23 protein-coding genes are annotated in these 21,322 nt (G+C 65.2%); 9 read left to right on the top strand and 14 right to left on the bottom strand.

The genetic code is table 11. The features are described 5' to 3' along the window. Positions 1-33: 33 nt before the first annotated feature. From ACFQL3_RS12490 to ACFQL3_RS12500, 3 genes are read right to left on the bottom strand one after another with little or no spacing between them, the layout of a single operon-like run. Positions 34-1,743: a type II secretion system protein gene (locus ACFQL3_RS12490; RefSeq protein ID WP_377054757.1), complete on the bottom strand. Its 1,710-nt coding sequence runs from the start codon at positions 1,741-1,743 to the stop codon at positions 34-36. Beyond that, positions 1,740-3,695, bottom strand: a complete 1,956-nt coding sequence (locus ACFQL3_RS12495; protein WP_377054759.1) for an ATPase, T2SS/T4P/T4SS family — start codon at positions 3,693-3,695, stop codon at positions 1,740-1,742. The genes ACFQL3_RS12490 and ACFQL3_RS12495 overlap by 4 nt, the downstream gene beginning before the upstream one ends. 2 nt (positions 3,696-3,697) lie before the next feature. Beyond that, the gene (locus ACFQL3_RS12500) at positions 3,698-4,558 is read right to left on the bottom strand and encodes a DUF7310 family coiled-coil domain-containing protein (protein ID WP_377054761.1); all 861 of its coding nucleotides are present in this window, start codon (positions 4,556-4,558) and stop codon (positions 3,698-3,700) included. A 111-nt stretch (positions 4,559-4,669) separates the two neighbouring features. Between ACFQL3_RS12500 and ACFQL3_RS12505 the strand changes: the two genes are divergently transcribed. Continuing rightward, positions 4,670-5,749, top strand: a complete 1,080-nt coding sequence (locus ACFQL3_RS12505; RefSeq protein WP_377054763.1) for a tubulin/FtsZ family protein — start codon at positions 4,670-4,672, stop codon at positions 5,747-5,749. Positions 5,750-5,782: 33 nt separating this feature from the next. Here ACFQL3_RS12505 and ACFQL3_RS12510 read toward each other — a convergent pair whose 3' ends face one another. The 3 genes from ACFQL3_RS12510 to ACFQL3_RS12520 all read right to left on the bottom strand — a co-directional run bounded on the left by ACFQL3_RS12510 (position 5,783) and on the right by ACFQL3_RS12520 (position 8,074). Then, positions 5,783-7,126: an alkaline phosphatase family protein gene (locus ACFQL3_RS12510; RefSeq protein ID WP_377054765.1), complete on the bottom strand. Its 1,344-nt coding sequence runs from the start codon at positions 7,124-7,126 to the stop codon at positions 5,783-5,785. A gap of 119 nt (positions 7,127-7,245) precedes the next feature. Continuing rightward, the gene (locus ACFQL3_RS12515; RefSeq protein WP_377054767.1) at positions 7,246-7,401 is read right to left on the bottom strand and encodes a hypothetical protein; all 156 of its coding nucleotides are present in this window, start codon (positions 7,399-7,401) and stop codon (positions 7,246-7,248) included. 127 nt (positions 7,402-7,528) lie between these two features. Beyond that, complete coding sequence (locus ACFQL3_RS12520) at positions 7,529-8,074, bottom strand: inorganic diphosphatase (RefSeq protein WP_377054769.1); 546 nt, start codon at positions 8,072-8,074, stop codon at positions 7,529-7,531. A gap of 210 nt (positions 8,075-8,284) precedes the next feature. Between ACFQL3_RS12520 and ACFQL3_RS12525 the strand changes: the two genes are divergently transcribed. Further along, positions 8,285-8,641, top strand: coding sequence for a PadR family transcriptional regulator (locus ACFQL3_RS12525; RefSeq protein ID WP_377054771.1), 357 nt, complete (start codon positions 8,285-8,287; stop codon positions 8,639-8,641). On the opposite strand, the gene ACFQL3_RS12530 is transcribed toward ACFQL3_RS12525, so the two are convergent. Both ACFQL3_RS12530 and rnhA read right to left on the bottom strand, forming a co-directional pair. Continuing rightward, positions 8,638-9,192 (bottom strand): DUF7108 family protein, encoded by a 555-nt coding sequence (locus tag ACFQL3_RS12530; RefSeq protein ID WP_377054775.1) that lies wholly within the window; start codon positions 9,190-9,192, stop codon positions 8,638-8,640. The two genes, ACFQL3_RS12525 and ACFQL3_RS12530, sit on opposite strands and share 4 nt — an antisense overlap. Continuing rightward, positions 9,185-9,778 carry a ribonuclease HI gene (rnhA, locus tag ACFQL3_RS12535; protein ID WP_377054777.1) on the bottom strand — a complete coding sequence of 198 codons (594 nt, stop codon included), beginning with the start codon at positions 9,776-9,778 and terminating at the stop codon, positions 9,185-9,187. Before rnhA ends, ACFQL3_RS12530 begins: the two co-directional genes overlap by 8 nt. A gap of 175 nt (positions 9,779-9,953) precedes the next feature. Here rnhA and ACFQL3_RS12540 point away from each other — a divergent pair, with 175 nt between their 5' ends. The 3 genes from ACFQL3_RS12540 to ACFQL3_RS12550 all read left to right on the top strand — a co-directional run bounded on the left by ACFQL3_RS12540 (position 9,954) and on the right by ACFQL3_RS12550 (position 13,160). Then, complete coding sequence (locus ACFQL3_RS12540; RefSeq protein ID WP_377054779.1) at positions 9,954-10,919, top strand: transcription initiation factor IIB; 966 nt, start codon at positions 9,954-9,956, stop codon at positions 10,917-10,919. Between the two features lie 165 nt (positions 10,920-11,084). After that, the gene (gene nreA / locus ACFQL3_RS12545; RefSeq protein WP_377054781.1) at positions 11,085-12,425 is read left to right on the top strand and encodes a DNA repair protein NreA; all 1,341 of its coding nucleotides are present in this window, start codon (positions 11,085-11,087) and stop codon (positions 12,423-12,425) included. An 87-nt stretch (positions 12,426-12,512) separates the two neighbouring features. Further along, the gene (locus tag ACFQL3_RS12550) at positions 12,513-13,160 is read left to right on the top strand and encodes a hypothetical protein (protein WP_377054783.1); all 648 of its coding nucleotides are present in this window, start codon (positions 12,513-12,515) and stop codon (positions 13,158-13,160) included. Between the two features lie 3 nt (positions 13,161-13,163). Here ACFQL3_RS12550 and ACFQL3_RS12555 read toward each other — a convergent pair whose 3' ends face one another. Genes ACFQL3_RS12555 through ACFQL3_RS12565 form a run of 3 tightly spaced genes read right to left on the bottom strand, consistent with a single transcriptional unit; the run spans position 13,164 to position 14,641 of the window. After that, complete coding sequence (locus ACFQL3_RS12555) at positions 13,164-13,616, bottom strand: DUF302 domain-containing protein (protein ID WP_377054785.1); 453 nt, start codon at positions 13,614-13,616, stop codon at positions 13,164-13,166. A 50-nt stretch (positions 13,617-13,666) separates the two neighbouring features. Further along, positions 13,667-14,314: a CPBP family intramembrane glutamic endopeptidase gene (locus tag ACFQL3_RS12560; protein WP_377054787.1), complete on the bottom strand. Its 648-nt coding sequence runs from the start codon at positions 14,312-14,314 to the stop codon at positions 13,667-13,669. A gap of 42 nt (positions 14,315-14,356) precedes the next feature. Continuing rightward, the gene (locus ACFQL3_RS12565) at positions 14,357-14,641 is read right to left on the bottom strand and encodes a DUF5789 family protein (protein ID WP_377054789.1); all 285 of its coding nucleotides are present in this window, start codon (positions 14,639-14,641) and stop codon (positions 14,357-14,359) included. Positions 14,642-14,825: 184 nt separating this feature from the next. Between ACFQL3_RS12565 and ACFQL3_RS12570 the strand changes: the two genes are divergently transcribed. Then, complete coding sequence (locus tag ACFQL3_RS12570; protein WP_377054791.1) at positions 14,826-15,809, top strand: DUF7139 domain-containing protein; 984 nt, start codon at positions 14,826-14,828, stop codon at positions 15,807-15,809. On the opposite strand, the gene ACFQL3_RS12575 is transcribed toward ACFQL3_RS12570, so the two are convergent. Genes ACFQL3_RS12575 through ACFQL3_RS12585 form a run of 3 tightly spaced genes read right to left on the bottom strand, consistent with a single transcriptional unit; the run spans position 15,806 to position 18,476 of the window. Next, on the bottom strand, positions 15,806-16,267 hold the full coding sequence (locus ACFQL3_RS12575; RefSeq protein ID WP_377054793.1) for a Mut7-C RNAse domain-containing protein: 462 nt from the start codon (positions 16,265-16,267) through the stop codon (positions 15,806-15,808). The genes ACFQL3_RS12570 and ACFQL3_RS12575 overlap by 4 nt on opposite strands. A gap of 5 nt (positions 16,268-16,272) precedes the next feature. Continuing rightward, positions 16,273-18,024, bottom strand: coding sequence for a DNA polymerase/3'-5' exonuclease PolX (gene polX, locus ACFQL3_RS12580; protein ID WP_377054795.1), 1,752 nt, complete (start codon positions 18,022-18,024; stop codon positions 16,273-16,275). Next, positions 18,021-18,476 carry a DUF5788 family protein gene (locus tag ACFQL3_RS12585; protein ID WP_377054797.1) on the bottom strand — a complete coding sequence of 152 codons (456 nt, stop codon included), beginning with the start codon at positions 18,474-18,476 and terminating at the stop codon, positions 18,021-18,023. Before ACFQL3_RS12585 ends, polX begins: the two co-directional genes overlap by 4 nt. Before the next feature lie 163 nt (positions 18,477-18,639). Between ACFQL3_RS12585 and ACFQL3_RS12590 the strand changes: the two genes are divergently transcribed. The 3 genes from ACFQL3_RS12590 (at position 18,640) to ACFQL3_RS12600 (ending at position 21,313) form a co-directional block, all read left to right on the top strand. Beyond that, entirely contained in the window at positions 18,640-19,581 is a 942-nt protein-coding gene (locus ACFQL3_RS12590; RefSeq protein WP_377054799.1) for a rhomboid family intramembrane serine protease, read from the top strand. Positions 19,582-19,588: 7 nt separating this feature from the next. After that, positions 19,589-20,371: an endonuclease V gene (locus ACFQL3_RS12595; protein WP_377054801.1), complete on the top strand. Its 783-nt coding sequence runs from the start codon at positions 19,589-19,591 to the stop codon at positions 20,369-20,371. Positions 20,372-20,434: 63 nt separating this feature from the next. Beyond that, positions 20,435-21,313: an SDR family oxidoreductase gene (locus tag ACFQL3_RS12600; protein WP_377054803.1), complete on the top strand. Its 879-nt coding sequence runs from the start codon at positions 20,435-20,437 to the stop codon at positions 21,311-21,313. The last annotated feature ends 9 nt before the right edge of the window (positions 21,314-21,322 follow it).

Genomic DNA, 21,322 nt, shown 5'->3' on the forward strand with positions numbered 1-21,322 from the left:
CGCCGCGGCTTCGTAGATAAACCCGCGGACCGCTCAGACGAACAGGCCGCCGGCGACGTACGCCGCGAGAAACACCCAGACCGAACAGAGCAGGGCGCCACCGACGCGATAGCCGACCAGAGGACGGTCGAGGCCGTTCTCCAGCCCGACAGCGAGCGCCGTCAGAATCGTCGTCAGGACGATCACGTACGTACCGACGATCGGACCCAGCACCGCGACGGGAACGGCGGCGCTCTGGCTATTCGTCGCGCCGAGTCCGCCCATCTCGCCAGCGAGCGAGACGGTGACGCCCGCGACGAGCGGGCCGAAGATGGTCGCCGTGCTTCGGAGCGTCCCGGTGATCCGGCCCAGTTGTCGTTTCGCCTCGCTCTCGACCGACTGGAGCTCCTCCAGATGTGACGCCATCGAGACGATAGCGCCGCCCGCGGGACGCCCTTCCCGCGCCGCGAGCGCGAGGAGTGTTGCCGTGCTCTGTACTCTGGGGCTCGGCACGTCGGCGACAGCGCCCTGCTCGCCGAGAAAGGCCGTCCGGACGTCGATGCGGAGCTGGCGCTGTCGGCGTACTGCGTCCGCGAGCACCGCACCGGTCTCGTCGTCCAACGTCTCTCCGGCGCGAGCGATGGCCGTCTCCACTGCGCTCCCTGTTCCGACTTCGCGCCCGACGAGGTACAGGGCGTCGACGAGGCCCGACTCCACCGCCCGAGCGTGGTTCCGGACACGAACGACCGGCCGGAACCACGCGACCAGTCCGGAGCCGATACCGGTGACGACGGCGGCGAGCGGGACCGACCACGGCGGGAGCAGGATGGAACCGACGAAGCCGACGGCGAGACCGGCTCCGAGAGCCGCCAGCACGGGTAGCCACCACTCGCCGTCGACCTCCGGATGTGACCGATCGACTACTGGGGGTGGAAACGCGACGGGTCGCCGCAACAGTAGCCAGACCGAACCGAGCAGGACGACGCCGGGCAGGACCAGCCAGTAGACGACTACGAGCATCGTCGCCGTGACGGGGACACCGGCCGTTGCCGCCGCTGGGAGGACCGCAATCAGTGCGAGTGGCAACAGGACGCCGAAGGCGTACAGTCCGGTCGCCGGGCCCTGGATCTCGTTTGCGAACGCAGCCATCCGATCACGTGTCCCGTCGAGCACCGTCCTGAGCGATCGGTCAAGCGAACGGGGCCGCTCGCCCGGCGGGGCGTCCGCCGCCGTGGCGACGAGCGTCACCGCTCGACCGAGTTCGGGAAACCAGTCGTCCCACTCGGCGGCGAACGACTCGAAGCCCGAACCGGGATGGCCTCGTGCCCGCCGGACGTGTTCCGCGAGGCTGTCGGCCAGTGGCCCCTCGCCGGTCGACGCCGCAAACGTCGCCGCGGATTCAGTGGTCGGCGTGATCCGCATCCGGAGCACCGCACGGGCGACGATGCCCGGCGCGGCACCGAGTGCGAGCGAGCGGCGGGCGGCCGCCAACAGCGTCGGCCCCTCGTGGACGAGATGTGCGACTCCGAGCGCCGCCGTCAGAGCGACCAGCACTACCACCGGTACGGGAAGCCCCGTAAGAGCCGCGCCGACCGGCGTCAGGAGACAGGCGACGAGCAGTGCACCACCGTAGCCCGCCCGGACGACGGTCTCCGGCGCGACGGGATCGCCCAGAAACGACAGCGAGCGTCGCAGTTCCTCGCCGGCGCTGACAGAGGGGGGATACAGCCGTGCGAGCGCCTGCACGAGCGTGACCCACATCATCCGTCACCACGGCCGGGCGATGGCGATTGACGGGCGTATGCGTCGACGACGTCCTGCGGGCGGGTCCGGTTGCCCTCGGCGAGCGTTCGAAGGACAGTCTCCCAGTGATCGAGGAGCGTCCGGATATTCGCGTATGACTCGTCCGAGCGGGCGAGACTGTCAACCAGTCGGCTCTCGCCTCTCTGGATCCGTCCCGTCGGTTCCAGCGTTCCTGCATCGAGTTCGTACAGCGGCGCGAACGCCACGCCGTCATCGGTGACGAGCAACTCCTCGATGGAGCGAACGCGACGCGCCCGCCCATCCGGTCCCTGATACGGTTCGAGCGTGACGATGAACTCTGTGACGGCGAACGAAGACTCCGGGACGTCGAGGTCGGAGACGACCCGTTCGCGGACCGACTCGCCGTCGTCGCCGTGGATGGTTCCGAGCACCGCGCTCCCGCTTGCGCCCACTCGCATCGCCTCGTAGAGCACGCGTGCTTCCTCGCCCCGGACTTCGCCGAGGACGAGCGCTCCTTCGCCGAGCCGTAACGCGGTTCGTAACGCTTCGCTCGGCGAGATTCCGGGACCGTTCTCGACGTCGACGGCGGTTTCGAGCGCCTGGACGTCACGACCCGTCTCCTGTAACTGCTCGACCGGTAGCTCTGGCGTGTCTTCGATGACGACGGTTCGGGTCCCAGCCGGGAGTTCCCAGAGGAGTGCGCCGAGCGTGGTCGTCTTGCCAGCACCGCGGGTTCCGGCGATCAGTCCGGCCGCCGAACGACGGACGGCGACCGAGAGCAACGCGGCCGCATCGGCCGGCATCGTCCCGTTTCGGACGAGCGCTGGGAGCGTTAGCGCCTCGTCGCCATGATCCCGGAAGACGAAGCCAGTTCCGTCGCTGACTGGGTCCGTGACGCCCGCGACACGAACCGAGCCTGCGGACTCGCCGGCGGACACCGTGGCCGCAAGCGTCGGACTCGCCCGAGAGAAGGCGCGACCACTGGCTCGGCGGAAGCGCGAGGCGAAGGCGGCCGCGCCGTCCTCGGTAAGCCGAACGTTCGTCGCCAGTCGCTCTCCATCGTACAGCACCCTGATCGGCGTCGACTCGACCGGCGTCGTCACGAACACGTCCGAGACGGCCGGATCCGAGAGCAGATCGGTGACGACGCCGAACTCGCGGGTGTGTTTGGTCAGGATTTGCGAGAGGAGCGCGATATCGTCGTCGCTCTCGCTCACTGCTCGAACGGCCCGCCCGGGTGCGCGATCACCGCCCTCGATGGCACCCGCGGCCAGCCGATCGTAGGCCTCGGCGAGGCACCGCTTCCGGGCAGGCGAGAGCTCCGTCGCCGCAGGTACCAGATGATACCGACGATTACCCGTCGCCCGGTCCCGGTAGATGCGGGCCCTGCTCTCGGTCCCGAGCGAGCGCGTCTCGGCGAGGGCCATGCCCGGCGGCGGTCGCGCCTCGACGCGGGCCCGGGCAACCACGGATCGAAGGTGTGGCCTGAGTGCGTCCTCGTAGCCCTCGACCGACTCGACGACCGCCGCGAGACCGGTCTCGGCCGCGATCTGCGAGACGGGGGGTGTTCTCGCCATCGCCGCCCGGCACGCCCGGATCGGATCGGACCGGCCGGTATCTGCCAGTGCGGCATCGTGGACCGCGACTCGCTCGACGAACCGACCGGCGGCGACGAGCAGTGCGGCGGCACGCCCGTCGTAGATCCGGTCGACGCCGTCCGAGCGCGCCAGCACGGTCTCGACATCACGGTCGGTGAGGGCGTCGACTGCCGTTGCCCGACACGCCTCGCTCCCGGCGAGTCGGCCCTCGTCCGGGCAATCCGCGGCATCGAGGACGAGTCGGTCGGCCTCGAACGAGGGGCAACAGCCACAGGCGGACTCCCCATCCTCGTTCCGCTTCCGACGCACTCGGTCGAGCAACGCGGAGACGGTCGTTTCGACGTCAGACCCCATCGTCAGAGCCTGTCCCGGAGTCGGTCGACGAGTCCGTCTTCGTCGACATCCTCGACCGGATCGGTCGTACTCTCCGACGCTCCGCTACCCTCGGTCCCGCTGGAAATTCGTTCCCGTTTCTGTTCCGGTCCCCGCTCCGGAGTCGACCCTGGGCCTCTCGGGCGTCGCTTCGGGGGCTGTCGTGGATGCTGGCAGTACGGACAGTGTGCTGGAGAGCCCCGCCCTGACGATGCCGGCGCTGGGCGTCGCTGGTCGATAGCCCCGCCGTCCGCCGCGGCAGGCCGGCGTGAACGGGTCGGCGCGCCGCGTGATCCGGACGGCTCCGAACGATCAGCTACGTCCCGGCGGGGCGGCGTCTCGGATCGGTCGGAGGGCGTCTCGGCGGGGGGATCAGCAGCATCGAGGCCATCGGCATCGGGAGCAGTAGCACCGCGGTCGGCAGCACCCGGCCCGTCTGCAACGCCGCGTTCGGTCTCATCCGGGCCCTCCGACAGTCGCTCTGCAGGGGCGGGGTCAGCCGACTGCGAGGGATCAGTTGGCTGCGAGGGTTCGGAAGAGTGCGAGCGGTCGCTTCCGGTGCGGTTGCCACCTTCCAGCCGGTCAACTCGGTCCCGGAGGTCGTCGACGGCGGCGAGCGCCGTGTCGGCCTCGCGCTCGACTGACTCGTCGACCGACCGGACGTGGCCGACATAGCCTCTGATGGCCTGTACGGCAGCGTCGAGGTCTGCGACCTCGGCTTCGAGTGCTTCGATTCGCTCCCCCAGTTCGCCCGTCGGGTCGGTCAGTTCGACGTCGGCGTCGCCGTCCGAAATCGCTCGCTCGACGGCGCGAAGCCGCTCGTCGACGGTGTCGATGTCGGTCACGGCGGTGTTGGCCGCCCGTTGCGGTATAAATCTGTGGCAAGCGATGTCGCGGACAGCGGCGGTATCCGGAGCGGGGGAAGGTTGATACCGGTCCAGTAACACCCTGATGTCATGAAGGTCGTACTAGTCGGGGTCGGACAGGCCGGGGGCAAAGTTACCCAGGCGCTGGCCGAGTTCGACGAACGAATGGGCTTTGGCGCAGTTCGCGGCGCGCTCGCCGTCAACAGTGCGAAAGCCGATCTACAGTCGCTCTCGATCGATACGTGTCTGGTCGGGCAGGCACGGGTAAACGGACACGGCGTCGGGGGCGACAACGAACTCGGTGCGGAGATCATGCAGGAGGACGTCGGCGAGGTGATGGGCAAACTCGACGGCCGGATTACCGCAGAGGCGGAGGGTATCTTCGTCGTCGCCGGGCTCGGTGGCGGGACCGGGAGCGGCGGTGCGCCGGTGCTCGCGCGGGAACTCAGCCGGATCTACTCGGTCCCCGTCTATGCCCTCGGCGTTCTGCCGGGGCGCGACGAAGGAGCGCTCTATCAGGCCAACGCCGGTCGGTCGCTCAAGACGCTCGTCCGGGAGGCGGAGTCGACGCTGCTGGTCGACAACGACGCATGGCACGGCTCGGGCGACAGCGTCGGCGACGCCTTCGACGCCATCAACGACGCCATCGCACAGCGCGTCGGCCTCTTGCTGGCGTCGGGCGAGGCAGTCGATGGAGTCGGCGAAAGCGTCGTCGACTCCAGCGAGGTCATCAACACGTTCCGGGAGGGCGAAATCTCGGCGCTCGGCTACGCGAGTGCGGCCGCAAGCGAGGACAGCGCCGACAACATTAACACGGCGATGAGCACCGCCCGACAGGCGCTGTTTACCGGGACGAGCCTTCCCGATGCGCGGACGGCGGACGCCGCACTCCTGGTCGTCGCCGGCAAGCCGGAGGCGCTCCCCCGGAAGGGCGTCGAACGGGCGCGGCGAATGGTCGAGGACGAGACCGGGAGTTTGCAGGTCCGGGGCGGGGACTTCCCGCTGGAGTCGGACCGGCTTGCAGCGCTCGTCTTGCTGTCCGGCGTCGAGCGCTCCGAGCGAATGGAGGAGTTCATGCAGCGCGCAAAAGAGGCGAACAGCGGCGAAACGGAGCGGCCGGGAGCTCCCGGCGATCAGTTCCAGAACGACGAACTGGAAGACCTGTTCTGAGCGTCAGGCCGACCGCAAAACCGATACCTGCTCCTACACGAGGCTCGCGCCGTCGTAGTCAGGACGGTCGAAGTCGATATCGAGCAGTTCGAGGAGTGTCGGCGTGATATCGAGCAGGTCGGCGTCCTTGATCTCTGCGTCCTGGTGGTCGATGAACAGACAGGCGTTCTGGAACGTGTGCATCCCGTTTCGTGGCCCCGTTCCGAACACGTCGCCGTGTCCTTTGAACCCCGATTTCAGGTCGTAGCCGTCGTTCGGAATCACGACCAGGTCCGGCGCGATGTCGTCGTGGTCGCCCCGGAACGCGTCCTCTTTCTCGACGACGCGTTTTGCAACCGGTTCGCCGTCCGGGCCTTCGAGCCCTTCGAGCTCAGCTTTGAGTTCCTGTCGGACCTCCTCGTACTCCGCTTCGGGGACGCTCCCGCGTGGCTCCCGATCCTCCAGATTGATGTAGAACCGACCGGGGATCAGCGAGTAGGCGGTGGTGTCGTCCGCGATGTCGCCCAGTTCGTCGTGGTCGTCGTCCTCGAAGGAGAGCCAGCCCTCCTGCTGGAGCCAGGCGTTGAGGTGGACCTCGTAGTCCAGTGTCGTGAAGCCGTGATCGCTGGCGACGGCCATCGTGACGTCGTCGGCGAGCATCTCACGTAACTGGCCGAGGTAGTCGTCGAGTTTGCGGTAGAAGTCGAGGAACTCCTCTTTGTACTCGCCGTCGCGTTCGTAGTCCTCGAACAGGAAGTGATTGACCCGATCGGTCGTCATGAAGACGCCGAAAAACAGGTCCCAGTCGTCCTCTTCGATGTAGTGTGAGAACGCCTCGAACCGACGGTCGAGGGTTTCGTTGGCGTTCTCGATGAACTCCTCTTTGTCCTCGCTGTGGCCGAGTTTTGCGTTCGCGTCGATCCTATAGTCGATCCCGTCGAGATAGGTCGCGAGTTCCTCCGGATACGCGGCCTTGTCGATGCTCGGTGAGAGAAAGCCCGAGACCATCCGCTGGACGTTCCGCTGGGGAGGAAAGGTGACGGGAACGTTCATCACCGTCGCCTTCCGGTCGTTCTCCTGGGCGACGTCCCACACGCGCTCGGCCTGGACGTCACGCCCCATCGGGACGTAGGTGTCGTAACTACCGATCTCGCGGTCCTGAAAGCCGTAGACGCCGGTCTGTCCGGGGTTCTTCCCGGTCGTCAGACTCGGCCAGCAGGCGCTCGATTCGGGCGGGACGATGCTGTCGATCGGTCCACCAGCGCCTTCCTCTGCGATCGCTGCCAAGTTCTCGAACTCGTCGTAGCGGTCCGCGAGTAAACTGTACGGCACGCCGTCGATGCCGAAAAACGCGACCCGCGGCACGTCGTCACCGCGTAGCCGATCGAATAGACCCATACGATAGGTTAGATTGGACTGCTACAAGAAGGTTCTTTTCACTGTCAGTGCAACCGCTCGTCACGGATCGCGTCAATCCTTGCGGTCGTCTCGGTCGGTCCGGATGCTCCGGGAACCAATCACTGCTCGACTCGGCCGGTTTCCGGATCGAAGTTCTCCGGGACAACCGTCAGATGGTCGATTCCGAAGGACATCTCCGGGCGACTCCGCTCGGACGACGAGTCACCGTTGATCCCTTCGTCGACGTCGGCAGGAGCGGAATTACTGGTAGCCATCACCTGAGACTACCCGCTCTATCGGTAAAAAATTACTCATGCTCATAACGAATGGGTCCGGAGCGGAGAATAACTCCGGAGTATCGGCCAGCACTGTCGGGACGAAAAGAGGTGAAAAGAACCGCAGTCAGTTACGAGGGCTGTCGAAGTTCTCGTCGTACAGATCCATCGCGTGCTCGATGGCCTCTTTGGCGGCCGCTTTGTCCTCCCAGCCCAGCGTCTCGACTTCCTTGCCGGCTTCGAGGTTCTTGTAGGTGGAAAAGAACTCGTCGATCTCGTCGAGCAACTGATCGGGCAGATCCTGCAGATCCTCGATGTGGTCGTAGCGGGGGTCTTCCGTCGGCACGGCGATCACTTTGTCGTCCTGCTCGCCGTCATCGTCCATCTTCATCATGGCGACCGGTCGGGCCTCGATCACACACCCGGGGAACGTCTGGTCCTCGACGAGGACAAGCACGTCGAACGGGTCCTCGTCGTCGTAGTACGAGCGGGGCAGAAAGCCGTAATCGCTCGGGTAATGAACGTTGCTGTGAAGCACACGGTCGAGGACGACGCCCGGAACGGACTTGTCGTACTCGTACTTGTTGCGCTCGCCTTTGAGACACTCGACGACTGCGTAGATCTCGTCCGGCGCGTTCGGGCCGGTTTCGAGGTCTTCCCAGAGATTCGTCATACACCGTAGACTGCTCCGGCGGCCAAAAAGTACTTTCGGGATCCTCTCGACGCTAGTAACCGAGAACGTCGTCTCGTGATCCGCCGTCAGCTTTCCGCGTACTGAGGACGCCAGAGCCACAGCCACGTAATATTCTGAAGATATAATCTAATAATATCGCACAATGGTTAAGAAGTGTTAAATATCCAGCCTTCTTTTTCACGTCCAGCCATGTCAGAGGCACAGACAGTTGCCGATGTAGGAACAGTGCGCGATTTGACCGCGTTCCAGAGAAATATACTGATCATACTCTCCGAGGAGCCGATGTACGGGCTCGCTATCAAGCGCGAACTCGAGTCGTACTACGACGACGAGGTCAACCACGGACGACTCTACCCGAACCTCGACGAACTCGTCGAACTCGGACTGGTCGAAAAGAGCGAGCTAGACAAACGGACGAACCAGTACGAGCTTACGTCGGACGGAGAAGACGCTATCTTCGAACAGCTCGAATGGTCGCTCTCGAAACTCGGGGCGACAGACGGACGAGGAGCCAAGCTACAAACCATCGTCGACGGATCGGCCTAGTACTCCGGTACTCTCGTCTCGGTCGTCTCGAAGACGAGCGATATCGACCGATCTACGGCCCTTCTCTGTTCTTCCGACGGCCAGGCATTCCGTAGATAGTACTCCGTCCGAAACTCCGATAGCTCTGCGGCCGTCGCCGCCTCGACCCGGCGCGCGTAGTGGTTCTGCATGAAATCGGCGAGGGCCCGCGCGTTGTCCCCGTGCACGTCCCCGTGTTCCTCGCGGACGCGCTCGACGATCCGGTCGTTGTGGGCTCGCACTTCGTCCCAGTCGTCCGGATCACCGGGCCCGGAGAGGGGAATCTCGACGGCACGGTCGGTGTCCTCGATCCGGTCCGGCCGTATCATATCGTCGTCCAGCCACTCTGTCGGGTAGAGAACCAGTACGTCGCGAGTATCCTCCGACCGGACGCGGGCCTCGAACTCGTGGTTCGCGAGCGTGTCGTCCCGCCGCGACAGGTACGCCGCCTGTTCGCGCTCGACGCTGGCTTCTCTTGCCAGCCGAGTCAGCCGTTCGGCTTCTTCGACGACAGCAGCGGGTAGTTCAGGCATCGTCCAGCGCCTCGTTTGCCAGTTTGTCCGCCCGGCTATTGACTTCTCTGGGTATGTGTTCGAGCGACCAGGAGTCGAACTTCTCGAGCAGTTCGCGGGCCGTGACCCGCAGTTCGCGGAGTTCGGGGTTGTTTGCGGACCATTCGCCCTTGACCTGTTTGATGATCAGTTCCGAATCGCCGCGGACGTCGATGATGTCGAAGCCGAACTCGTCAGCGGCTTCCAGCGCCCGAATCAGCGCCTCGTACTCGGCGCGGTTGTTCGTCGTCTCTCCGATCCGCTCGCCCCCATCGGCGACGATTCCGTCGCTATTCACGAGTACCCAGCCAACCGACCCTGGGCCCGGGTTCCCCCGACAGGCCCCATCGAAGTAGACGTGCGCGCGACCGCTCTCGTCTCTGAGAATCGCTTCGATCTTTTCGGGGGTCGAACCCTGAACGACGACCTTCTCGTCGTAGGCGACTGCCGTTGCGCCGTCCGTCGAGGCCCGCCACTGCTCGTGATCCGTGTTCCCATCGACGATTTCGACACCCTCCTCTCGAAGCCGTTCGCGCGCCTCGTCGACGTCACACTCGTGAACTGGCATTGACGCAAGGTCAGCCTATTCGAGTTATATGTGTTTCCGTTTCGGTCCAGTAGCTGCTATCGGTATTCACCATACGGCGTCGGGATAGCCGAATCTGCGGGGGACTACCTGGCCGATAGCCTCAAGGGCCCCACCAAGGGTTTAAGTATGTTCGTAGTACTACTATAAAAATGCGATGACACGGTCCACCCGCCAGCGGGAGCGCGAACGAGAGACGGAGAATGGGGAGGAGGAGAGCGAGGGCGTCCGGGAGTGTCCGGAGTGTAGCTCTGACAACCTCGTAAAGAGCTCTGATCGCGGAGAACTGGTCTGTAACGACTGTGGTCTCGTCGTCGAGGAGGAGAAGATCGATCCGGGTCCGGAGTGGCGGGCGTTCAATCATCAGGAGCGCCAAGAGAAGTCGCGCGTCGGCGCTCCGACAACCCAGACGATGCATGACAAGGGACTGACGACCACCATCGACTGGAAAGACAAGGACGCGTACGGTCGATCCATCTCCTCGAAGAAACGGAGCCAGATGCACCGGCTCCGGAAGTGGCAAGAACGGATCCGAACCAAGGATGCCGGCGAGCGAAACCTGCAGTTCGCACTCAGCGAGATCGACCGCATGGCCTCGGCACTCGGCGTCCCCCGCTCTGTACGCGAGGTAGCGTCGGTCATCTACAGGCGCGCGCTCAAAGAGGACCTCATCCGCGGGCGCTCCATCGAGGGCGTCGCGACGAGTGCACTCTATGCCGCCTGCCGGAAGGAAGGCATCCCCCGCAGTCTCGAAGAGATCTCGGAGGTCTCACGGGTAGAGCGCAAGGAGATCGGCCGAACATATCGATATATCTCCCAGGAACTCGGCCTGGAGATGAAACCCGTCGACCCGAAAAAATACGTTCCCCGCTTCTGTTCTGAACTCGAACTCAGTGAAGAGGTACAGACGAAAGCAAACGAAATCATCGAAACGACCGCCGAGAAAGGACTCCTCTCGGGCAAGTCGCCGACCGGCTACGCCGCCGCGGCCATCTACGCCGCCTCGTTGCTCTGTAACGAAAAGAAGACCCAGCGAGAAGTCGCCGACGTCGCGCAAGTGACCGAAGTGACGATCCGGAACCGCTATCAAGAGCAGATCGAAGCGATGGGCATCCACAGCTAGGAACGGAGCGACTCCCTCGCTCTCGACCGCTGATTCCCAGTGACTACTCGGTCGGACCGGCGGGTGGCTGCCACCCAAATCAGCGAGGGAGTCCCGCCGTTGACGGCGGGTGTAGGTGATCCGTGAAACGAAGATTCTTTGCGCGGACACACGAACTACGAGCGAATGCGCCTCGACGAGTTTATCGACGGGCTAGAGCGCGACGAGCGTGCGGAGCGTCGCCGTCTCGCCGAGGAGAAGTCCTACGAGATCACGGAGTACCTCGACCGGGTGCAGGACCGCTTCGAGGACGTCATCCAGGACGACACGATGGTCGGCAGCACGTCTCCATCGGTGTTCGTCGGGCACTCGAACTACCCATCCGTCTCGACGGGCGTGCTCTCGCCGGTCGGCGACGAGGAACACGCGGGCGACTACGTCACTGACGATAGCTGGTACCAGAAGGGCTACTCCATCGACGACGTCTTCCAGCGCCGCACCGGCCTGATGAACTCCCAGCAGACCGTCGACGTGGACGCGCCGGGACGCCGATCCGGGCAGACGACCCCCTCGGTCGCCGACGCCTGGGACGGGATGATCGGAGCACAGCGCGAGGTCGCCATCGCGGACCGTCCGGTCGACGTCGAAATCGGCCTCGACGGTCGGCCGGACCTCGGCGTCGATGTCGACGACATCGCGGCCCCGACCGGCCCGAACGTCGCCGCCGACTCCGTCGACCTCACCGAGAACCCCTACGTCCCGCGACCGGTCAAGAAGACCCTCGAAGACGACGACTGGCAGGCCGAGGGTGCGATGACGTATCTCTACCGGCGCGGCTTCGACGTCTACGACATCCGCGAGATACTCTCGGCGGGTGCGCTCGGACAGGGCGAGAACCGACGCCTCGTCCCGACGCGCTGGTCGATCACCGCGGTCGACGATACCATCGGGAAGTATCTCCGGGGGACGCTTCGCAACGCCACGAGCATCGACGAGACCCAGATCTGGTACAACGAGTTCATGGGCAATCGCTTCTGGATCGTCCTCACGCCCGGCCAGTGGGAGTACGAACTGGTCGAGATGAAAGCACCGGGCAGCGTCTGGAACCCGACTGTCGACTCCGGCTACTGGCTCGCCAGCGCCTCGGAGGGCTACGAGGGCCGGACGGGCTACGTCGACGAGACCGCCGGCGCGTACTACGCCGCCCGCCTCGGCGTCCTCGAACATCTCGCCGAGGAGGGCCGCCAGGCGAAGTGTCTCGTCCTGCGTGAGGTCACCGACGAGTACTGGGCCCCGGTCGGCGTCTGGCAGATCCGAGAGAGCGTTCGCAACGCGTTCGATCCCGACGCCGGACGGGAGGTGGCTGGTGCGGAGATACCGCCATCGCTCGCGGGCGAGCACGCCACCGCGGAGTCGTTCCGGGAGGGGATCAAGGGACTGGAGTCACAACTGCCGATCTCGATCGGGGCCCTGCGTCGGAAATCCGATATGGTGGCGGGGATCCAGTCGCAGTTGAGCGACTTCTGAGCGGGCACAGTCGAGGCGTCCGAGAGAGTGAAGCGCCTGTTTGAGCCTACGGTATCTATAATATTCCGGTCCCGGAAAGTGCCGGGTATGAGACGGCGATCTCTACTGGCCGCGCTCGGCACGACCGCCGCGCTCGCTGGCTGTCTGGGCGAGGGCGCTCGCAGTCCCGCTGCTGAAAACGGGAACGAGGAGAACGGCAACGAATCGACGCCCGACGAGGACCGGATCCGTGACCGATTCGACGGCGAACCGACCCGACCGGAGTGCGAGCAGGACTCCGAGACGATCACCGTCGAGCGCGGCGACGAGACGCAGGAGAAAGAGACAGTGGGGACGATCCCGTACCCCGATGCGCCGTCGTCGTTCAGCGACGAGGACGTCCTCGAGTACGTCGAATCGTTCGAGGCGGCGTACGTGCGACACGACGCCCTCTGCGGGAGTTCGGACGACATCATCGGCTTCGCATACAACGTCGAGGAGCGCAATACGCTCGATTGGGACGGCGAGACGACCGTTGTCTACCTGTACTACGCCGGCGGAGCGACCGGCGGGGTCGACGAGGATGGCAACGAGTGGGCCGCCGATCTGGGATTCCGTGGCATCGTATACGGCGTCGACGAGACCGGTGCCGCCAGGGTCGACGTGGACGGGCCGGAGGGGAGAGCCCCCGACGAGCTAGTCGCTCAGCTACCCGGGCTACTAGATGATGGTGAGTTCGTCGTGGCTTTCGAGTGAGACTCAGTCGGTCGCTTCGATCTTCGCGAACACGCCGTCGACCATCTCGCCGGTATCGTCGAGAATACTGTCCCACTCCTCGCTCTCGGGCGGCACCATGCCCGAAAGCCGGGCGATCCGCATGATCGAGACGTGGTAGACGGTCTGCGTGCCCGGTTCCTCCTCCCAGACGATCATGTTGCAGGGGAAGAGTCCGCCGATCGACTTCGTGACGCCGAGCGCGCGGTCCGCAATCGCCGGATTGCAGGCTCCGAGGACGTAGTAGGGGTCGCGGTCGGCGTCGACCTTCTCGTTGAGCATGTCGGACGGGGAGAACTCGACCGGGACGCCGAAGCCGGCGTCCACACAGATCTCGCGGACGTGATCGATCGCTTCCTCGTGGTCCATCTCGAGAGTCGCACGTTTCTCGCCGATATCGTCGGAGTCCAGTTGCTGTGGATCGTACGGGAGCGTCATACATCTCCTACTGGCTACGCGGATAAAACAGTACGTATCGCGCAAGACAGTCACAGCGGGACCGGAAGCCACCTGAGCGCCCGGAGCACGAGTTCCGGAGGCAGTAATGGCTCGCGCAGGACCAGCCAATCGAGCAACACCAGTCCAGCGCCGTGGGCGACGACCGACGGCAGGATCGACTCGCTGTAGTAATCGACGCTACCGAAGAGCACGTCGGTCGGCCCCGAGAGCAGAAACTCGACCGGCGGCTTCCCGGCGTGCAACAGGGCGTAGACGACGGGGCTGATGAACACGGCTTTGAATCCGATCTCCCGGACGCCGACACAGAGCAGTCCCCGAAAGTAGGTCTCGGTCGCCAGCGCGAGCAAGAATAGCTGGACGGCGTGGGGGACGAACTCGCCCAGCGCCAGCGTAGTGTGCCACATCGGGTAGAACGAGCGGATGCTGGGCAGGGTCGAGCCAACGATGTAAAACGGCAGGACGAACGCCGCAAGCAGAAGGGTGTTTCTGATCGCCGTCCGGTCGACCTGCCAGCCGATTCGGCGGCCGTGTGAAAGACCCACCAGCAAGGGGCCGACGATGAAGACGAGAACGTCGCGGACGACACGCTCGGAGAGGCCGCCGGTCGACCAGTACTCGTAGAGTAGAAGTAGGCCTCCGGCGGCGAGAAACGCCCGCTGTATCCAGGAGAGCGACATCACCGTTCGTCTGGCTGTGCTCGCGAGTTCGGTCACACCGTATCAGTTGGTTGCGACGGGACCGTCGCCGATGACGGCCTCGACGTCGTCGAGGAACTCCTGTCGGCTCTGGAAGTAGGTCGTCTCGACGTCGCCGAGGAGCGTTTCGAGCGTCTGTGGGCCGTCCGGAGTTCTGATCTCCGTTTCACCCTCGCGGCGAATGACCTCGCTCTGCTGGAGCGGCCAGGTAAGCCGCGACGCGGGACGGGCGAGGGGCGCACCCTTGAGGGGTGTCTCGTCGCCCAGTTCAACGGCAGGTGCTTCATCCTCCGTTTCGTCGTCTGACATACCTCGACGTTCTGGGCCCCTGCGATTATGTTTTTCGTTTCGCCGACTCCCGCACTACCACTGGATCGTTTGATGGCCTTCTTTTCACCGGCCGCGCCGAACGCCAATACTTGACGGCACCGGAACGGCCGAGAACGGAATGTCTGACGTACTGTTATGTAGCAGGGGCTACAACACCATGCACATGTCTAGCCTCGCGGACGTTTACGAAGGCCACGTCGGGGAGGTCGGGGACGTCCGGCGGCTCTACGTCGGCACCGGGCTGTTTCTCGCGGGAGCGGTGCTGACCGTCCTTGCAATGCTCGTCGCGACGACCGGCCTCGCCGCTGTGTTCGGCATCGAGGGGGAGTTCACGCCGAACCTTATCGGCGGCATACTGGCCGGCCTCGGCGTTCCGGCGATACTCCTCGGCGTTTCGACGATCCTACCAGCAAGTGATCGACTCCGCGCCGCCTCGGTGATCGGCGCGAGCATCGCCGTCCTCGGCGTCGCGCTGTTCTGGCACGCCTATCCGACCGACTGGGCGGGCTACAACCAGAACCTGACGCCGTACGTGCTGGGCGTGTACTTCCTCGGGATCATGATCACGCTCGGCTGTCTGTTCGTCGGCATCGCAAACTTCAAAGAGCGCAACGACCCCGGCGGCACCGTCTCGCTGGAGGTCCGAACCGAGAGCGGCGAGACGCGCATCGTCGAAGTCGACCGCTCGTCGGTCGATTCTGGCGGCCTCGGCGGCGTCGGCATGCTCGGCGGGACGCCGGACGGTGAGGTCGAGACGCAGACGAACCGGTCCGAAACACCACAGAAAAACGTGACGCGGGGAGCAGAACAGAGCCAGAGCGCGGACCAGTCGGGTCGTACTCCCGGGACGTACGGCTCGTCGACGAGCAGTTCGACACGGGAAACGAACGATACCAGCGGCGGCTTCGGTTCCTCGGGCACGGCCAGCGACGGGGGGGCAGCCGCCTCCGACATCAGTTCGCCGCTCGACGACGACGCTCCCTCCTCGGAGTCGAGTCCCTCGAAGAACGTCGGCGACACGTACTGCGGAAACTGCAGGCACTTCCGATACGTCAACTCCTCGAACGGCATGCAGCCGTACTGCGGCTACAACGAGCAGGTCATGGACGACATGGACGCCTGCGACGAGTGGCAGCCGAACCGTTAAGATTCGAGCGTTTCTACCATCCGCTCCCAGTGGCTCCCTTTCCAGAAGTACTGTCCACAGGAGCGACAGCGCCAGAGCGTCTCCTTCTCGCCCGGTTTCGGTAGCTCGTCGGGGACGTACTCCGGGAAGTCCGGCCGGAACGTTTCGACTGCCTCGAGGGGGCCGTTACACTGGCCACACCGGGTGGGCGTCTCGGCGGGCGTGAGATCGATCCCCGCATCGGCCAGTTCGGATAGCTGGCCCTCCGTGTCCCGGACCGTCAAGAGGACGGCCTCGTCGGCGCGGTCGGCAAGCGCCTGATCACGCGTCAGGATGATCCTGTCCTCCGCGTCGGCGGCCGCGAGCACTGCGTCGTCCGCTTCGAGCCCCCGGTCGGGCGCGTAGACGGCGTCGTGACCGCAGAGCCGGAGGTACGGCGGCAGGCGACCGCACATCGCGTCGACCAGAAAGCGTGCCATCTGAGTCAGTGAATGAAGTTTCGAAGCTCCTCTATCGGCCACGTGTTGAGCACGTCCGCCGCCTCGGCCCAGCCACGGCGAGCGGTGTGGACGCCGTATCTGACGTTGCCGAACTCGCCGGGGCCGTGAGCGTCGGTGTTGATAGCGATGGGTGCGCCGGCCTCTACGGCGACCTGAACGGGGCGGCCCCACAGATCCAGGCGCGCGGGGTTGCTGTTGACTTCGAGTGCGACGTCCTGCTCGGCGGCCACGGCGGCCAGATCCGTCACGTCGAGGTCGAGGCCTGCGCGCTGATTGAGCAGACGGCCGTGAGGATGGCCCAACACGTCTACCGCCGGGTGTTCCATCGCCGTCGTGAGCCGTTCGGTCGCGGGCCCCATGTCGGCGTCGAGCGCGCTGTGTGGCGAGGCGACAATCACGTCGAGCGCGTCCACTGCGTCCTCGCCTACCGAGAGCCCGCCGTCGGCGTCGATGTTCGCCTCCACGCCGGTCAGCACGTCGATATCGGCGTCCTCCGCGACCGCTCGTACCGCGTCGACCTGCTCGATCAGTTCCTCGTCGTCGAGGCCGGTGTTGCCGAAGATGCCCGGGCCGCTCGCGTGATCGGTGACCGCGAGGTAGTCGTGGCCGAACGCGGCGGCCTCCGCAACCATCTCCTCGATGGCGAACCCGCCGTCCGACCAGTCGGTGTGCGTGTGGATATCGCCGCGGATATCGGCTTCCGTCACGAGGTCGGGGAGTTCGCCCGCCGCCGCGGCCTCGATCTCGCCGCGGTCCTCGCGGAGTTCCGGCGGTATCGTCGGCAGGTCCAGCGCCTCGTACATGCTGGCCTCGGTCTCTCCGGCGATCCGCTCGCCGACGCGCTGGTCCCGGTCGGGGTCGTCGACCGCCGAAACGTCGAACGCGCCGTACTCGTTGAGCTTGATCTCCCGGTCGAGCGCGTAGTTGCGCAGGTGGACGTTGTGATCCTTGCTGCCGGTGAAGTACTGCAATGCACTGCCGAACTCGCTGTCGACGACGACCCGGAGATCGACGCGGACGCCGCCGCCCGCTCTGACACTCGCCTTGCTCTCGCCCGATTCGATGACCGAGTCGACGCGCTCCCAGTCGGTGAAGACATCGAGAACCGCCTCGCTGTCGTCGCCCCCGACGAGCACGTCCACGTCACCGACTGTCGCGCGCCAGCGCCGGATCGACCCGGCAACTCGCAGGCGGTCGACCGGCTTGCTGTCGGCGAGATACTCGACGAGCACGTCAGCAAGCGGGCGGCCGTCGCCGAGCAGTTCACGCTCGCGGGCGGTGCGAGCGAACTCGATGTTCTCCAGAATGTTCTGCTCGGTCTTCGCGCCGAAGCCGCGTACCGCCTGGATCTTGCCCTCGCGGGCGGCCCGGTCCAGGTCGGCGAGGGTCTGGACGCCGAGTTCGCGGTAGAGCGTTCCGACGGTCTTTGGACCGACGCCCTCGACCCGCGTGAGCGCGTCCATCTCGACGGGCATCTCGCCGCGAAGTTCCTCTAGCTCCTCGATCTGCCCCGTCTCGGTGTACTCGACGATCTTCGCGCCGATGGCGTCGCCGACGCCGTCGATCTCTTCGAGCCCCTCGACACCCTCCCTGGCGAGGTCCGACACGGACGCAGGATGTTCGCGGATGTTCTCGGCTGCACGACGGTAGGCGCGGGGCTTGTACTCGACGTCTTTGGCCTCCAGCAGATCGGCCATGGCCTCTAGCTCGGCGGCGACCTCCTCGTCGGGGGTCATCGGCCCCTCCCGGTACTACCGAGCCGTCCCGAACTCGAATCCTCGTGGCCAAGCGCCTGCTTGAGGAAGGACATCCAGCGTTTCTTGTCTGCGGCCTCCTGAGCCATCTCCTCGCGTTCGAGGTCAGTGGGTTCGAGACTCTCCAGGGCGTTGAGAGCCCGATCGATCCCGACGATGCTCCGGGCAATTCGTTCCCCCTCCTCGAACGTTATCTCGCCCTCCTCGATCCGCTGGCGGCGCTGGAGCCGTTCGCGCCGCAGGTTCTTTTTCGCCCGGTCGACGCGCTCGCGTTCGCTCTCCGGAAACGTGTCGCGGCGCTTGATCTCGAAGACGAACTCGTGGAGGTCGATCTCTTCGCCCTGCACGGAGATCTGCTCCGGGATCTCCGCGCCGACCGTCGACCCCTCCCGGTCGACGCGCTCGATGAGCTGCTTGCGCTGGTACTCCTGCATGGTCGTAGGTGAGGCGTCGACGATCAAAAACCCACGGCGAGCCATGAACTGCGATCGGTCGGACGTTCCGAACGTTCGGCTCCGGTAACCGAATCCCTCCGGACCAACCGCGAAGCCCGTCGGACCGCAAACCCCTTTTGACGGCCGCCCGAAGGTGTATCAAATGGCGAAATGCGACGTGTGCGGGCGCGAAGAGAACATGCCGTACAACTGTAGCGAGTGCGGCGGCACGTTCTGTCCGGAGCATCGTCTACCGGAAAATCACGACTGTCCGGGCCTCACCCAGTGGAACGATCCAGACGGCGTCTTCGACAGCGGCTTCGACGACACCGTCGAGGACTCGACCAGTTCGAAGAGCCTGACCGAACGGCTCGGGATCAACACGGGACCGGGCGGCCCGCTCGGCTATTTCCGCGGCAATATGACCTTCGTGTTCCTCGTCTTGATGTGGGTCACGTTCGCCGCACAGCTAGTCGTCCAGACGTTCACCGGCATCACCGGGAACCCGGGCATCTACGATCTCGGCCTGTTTCAGGCGCTCTTTACGCTCGATCCGGCCAACCCGCTGTACGTCTGGACGTGGGTCACCTCCATCTTCGCGCACGGCGGCCTCTTCCACATCGCGGTCAACAGCATCGTGATCTACTTCTTCGGCCGGCTGGTCGAGAACTACGTCGGATCGCGCGATTTCGCCGTGCTGTTCATCGTGAGTGGCATCCTCGCCGGACTCGGACAGATCGGAATCGGGCTGCTCATGGGTAACGCCGTTCCCGTCCTCGGCGCAAGCGGCGCGGCGCTGGCGATCATGGGTGTCCTGACGATTCTGAACCCCAGCCTGAAGGTGTACGTCTACTTCATCATCCCGATGCCGATCTGGCTGCTGACGGTGCTGTTCGCCGGCTACTCCATATTCGCGGCCAGCGCGCCGGGCGTCGGCGGCGGCGTCGCACACGTTGCGCACCTGATCGGGCTTGCTGTCGGCCTGGCCTACGGCAACTACGTGAAAGGACAGATCCGGACGCCGAACCAGCTTCAACTGGGCGGCGGCGGTGGCGGCCCCGGTGGTCCGGGCGGCCCCGGCGGCCCCGGACGCGGACGCTTCTGAAAGACGGATGTCCGACTCCGCAACGCTCGCCCGTCCCGACCTCGCTCCCGATCCCGACAGTAGCCGTCAGGAGATGAAGGCCCAGCAACGCGAAATCGCCGCCGCGGCGACGTTCACGGACGACCTGGAGTTCGATCCGGCGGCGATCACCGACGGCCCGCTGTCGGTACTCGGCGAGGAACTGCCGCTCGTCGCCGGCGTCGATCAGGCGTTTCTGGACGACCGGGCGATCAGTGCGATCGTCGTTTCTCGGGGCGGTGAGGTTGTAGAGCGCGTCTACGCCGTCACTGACCTCTCGATCCCGTACGTTCCCGGCCTGCTTGCGTTCCGCGAGGGCGGGCCGATTCTCGACGCCTTCGAGCGTCTCTCCGTCGACCCCGACCTCGTCCTGTTCGACGGGAGCGGGCGCATCCACTTTCGCGAGGCCGGAATCGCCACACACATGGGCGTCGTTCTGGACCTCCCCAGCATCGGCGTCGCGAAGAACCTGCTCTGTGGGACGCCGACCGAGTCCGTCGAGGGACTGCCCGAAGGCGAGCGCGTTCCCATCGAGGCCGACGACAGCGTGACTGCCCCGGACGGGACGGTGATCGGCCACGCCCTCCAGACCCGCCAGTACGACTCGCCCGACAGACACATCAACCCGCTGTACGTCAGCCCTGGCCATCGGGTGAGCAACGACACGGTGACCGACCTCGTGCTGGCACTCACCGAGGGCTACAAGCTTCCCGAACCGACGCGTCGCGCCGATGCCTACGCCGAGGAGGCGAAGTCCCTGATCACGGAGTGAATGTCGGCCCGACCCTGCGGAGATTTCTCCTATGCTTAATTACCTGGCTGATAATTGAGGTATATGGCCGATACGCGAGACGACGAGACGAGCGAAACGCCGCCGCAGGAGGGCGGCCGACTGAAGACGGTGCTCATCACGGGCTGTTCGTCGGGGATCGGACGCGAGGCCGCGAAGGCCTTTCTCGACGACGACGGGTGGAGAGTCTACGCCACCGCACGCGACACCGACGATATCGCTGACCTCGGTGAGGCTGGCTGTGAGACGGCGACTCTGGACGTCACCGACGTCAACCAGGTACGCCAGGTCGTCGAGCGAGTTATCAGCGAGACCGGCCGGGTCGACGCGCTGGTCAACAACGCCGGCTACGGGCAGATGGGACCGATCGAGGAGGTCCCAACCGAGGTCGTCCACGAGCAGTTCGACGTCAACGTCTACGGGCCACATCGGCTGACCCGGGCCGTCCTCCCGCACATGCGCGAGCGCGAGCGCGGAACCATCGTCAACGTCTCCAGCGTCGTTGGCCGGGTCTCGCATCCCGGTGGCGGCGTCTACGCTGGCTCGAAGTTCGCGCTCGAAGCGATGAGCGACGCGCTCCGCCCCGAGGTCGAGCCGTTCGATATCGATGTCGCACTGGTCGAACCGGGACCGGTGAACACCTCGTTCAGCGACAACGTGCAGTCCAGGACGGAAGCGCTGGAGCGCTCGGGCGCGTACGACTGGTTCTACTCGGTGATCGAGGACACCCAGTTGATCGGGGGCGGCGGGTTCGGGTCCGTCGAGGCGAAACAGGTCGCGGAGACGATTCTCGAAGCGGCGAACAGCCCGGATCCCAACTCGCGCTATCCGGTCGGCTCGTTCGGGAAACTGAGTTCGCTTGCTCGACTTACTCCCGATCCGATCCGGGACGCACTGTTCGGCGTTGTGCGGCGGTTCGTGTAGTGAGCGCCT

The organism is Natronoarchaeum sp. GCM10025321 (assembly GCF_042663585.1).
Taxonomy (GTDB): Archaea; Halobacteriota; Halobacteria; order Halobacteriales; family Natronoarchaeaceae; genus Natranaeroarchaeum.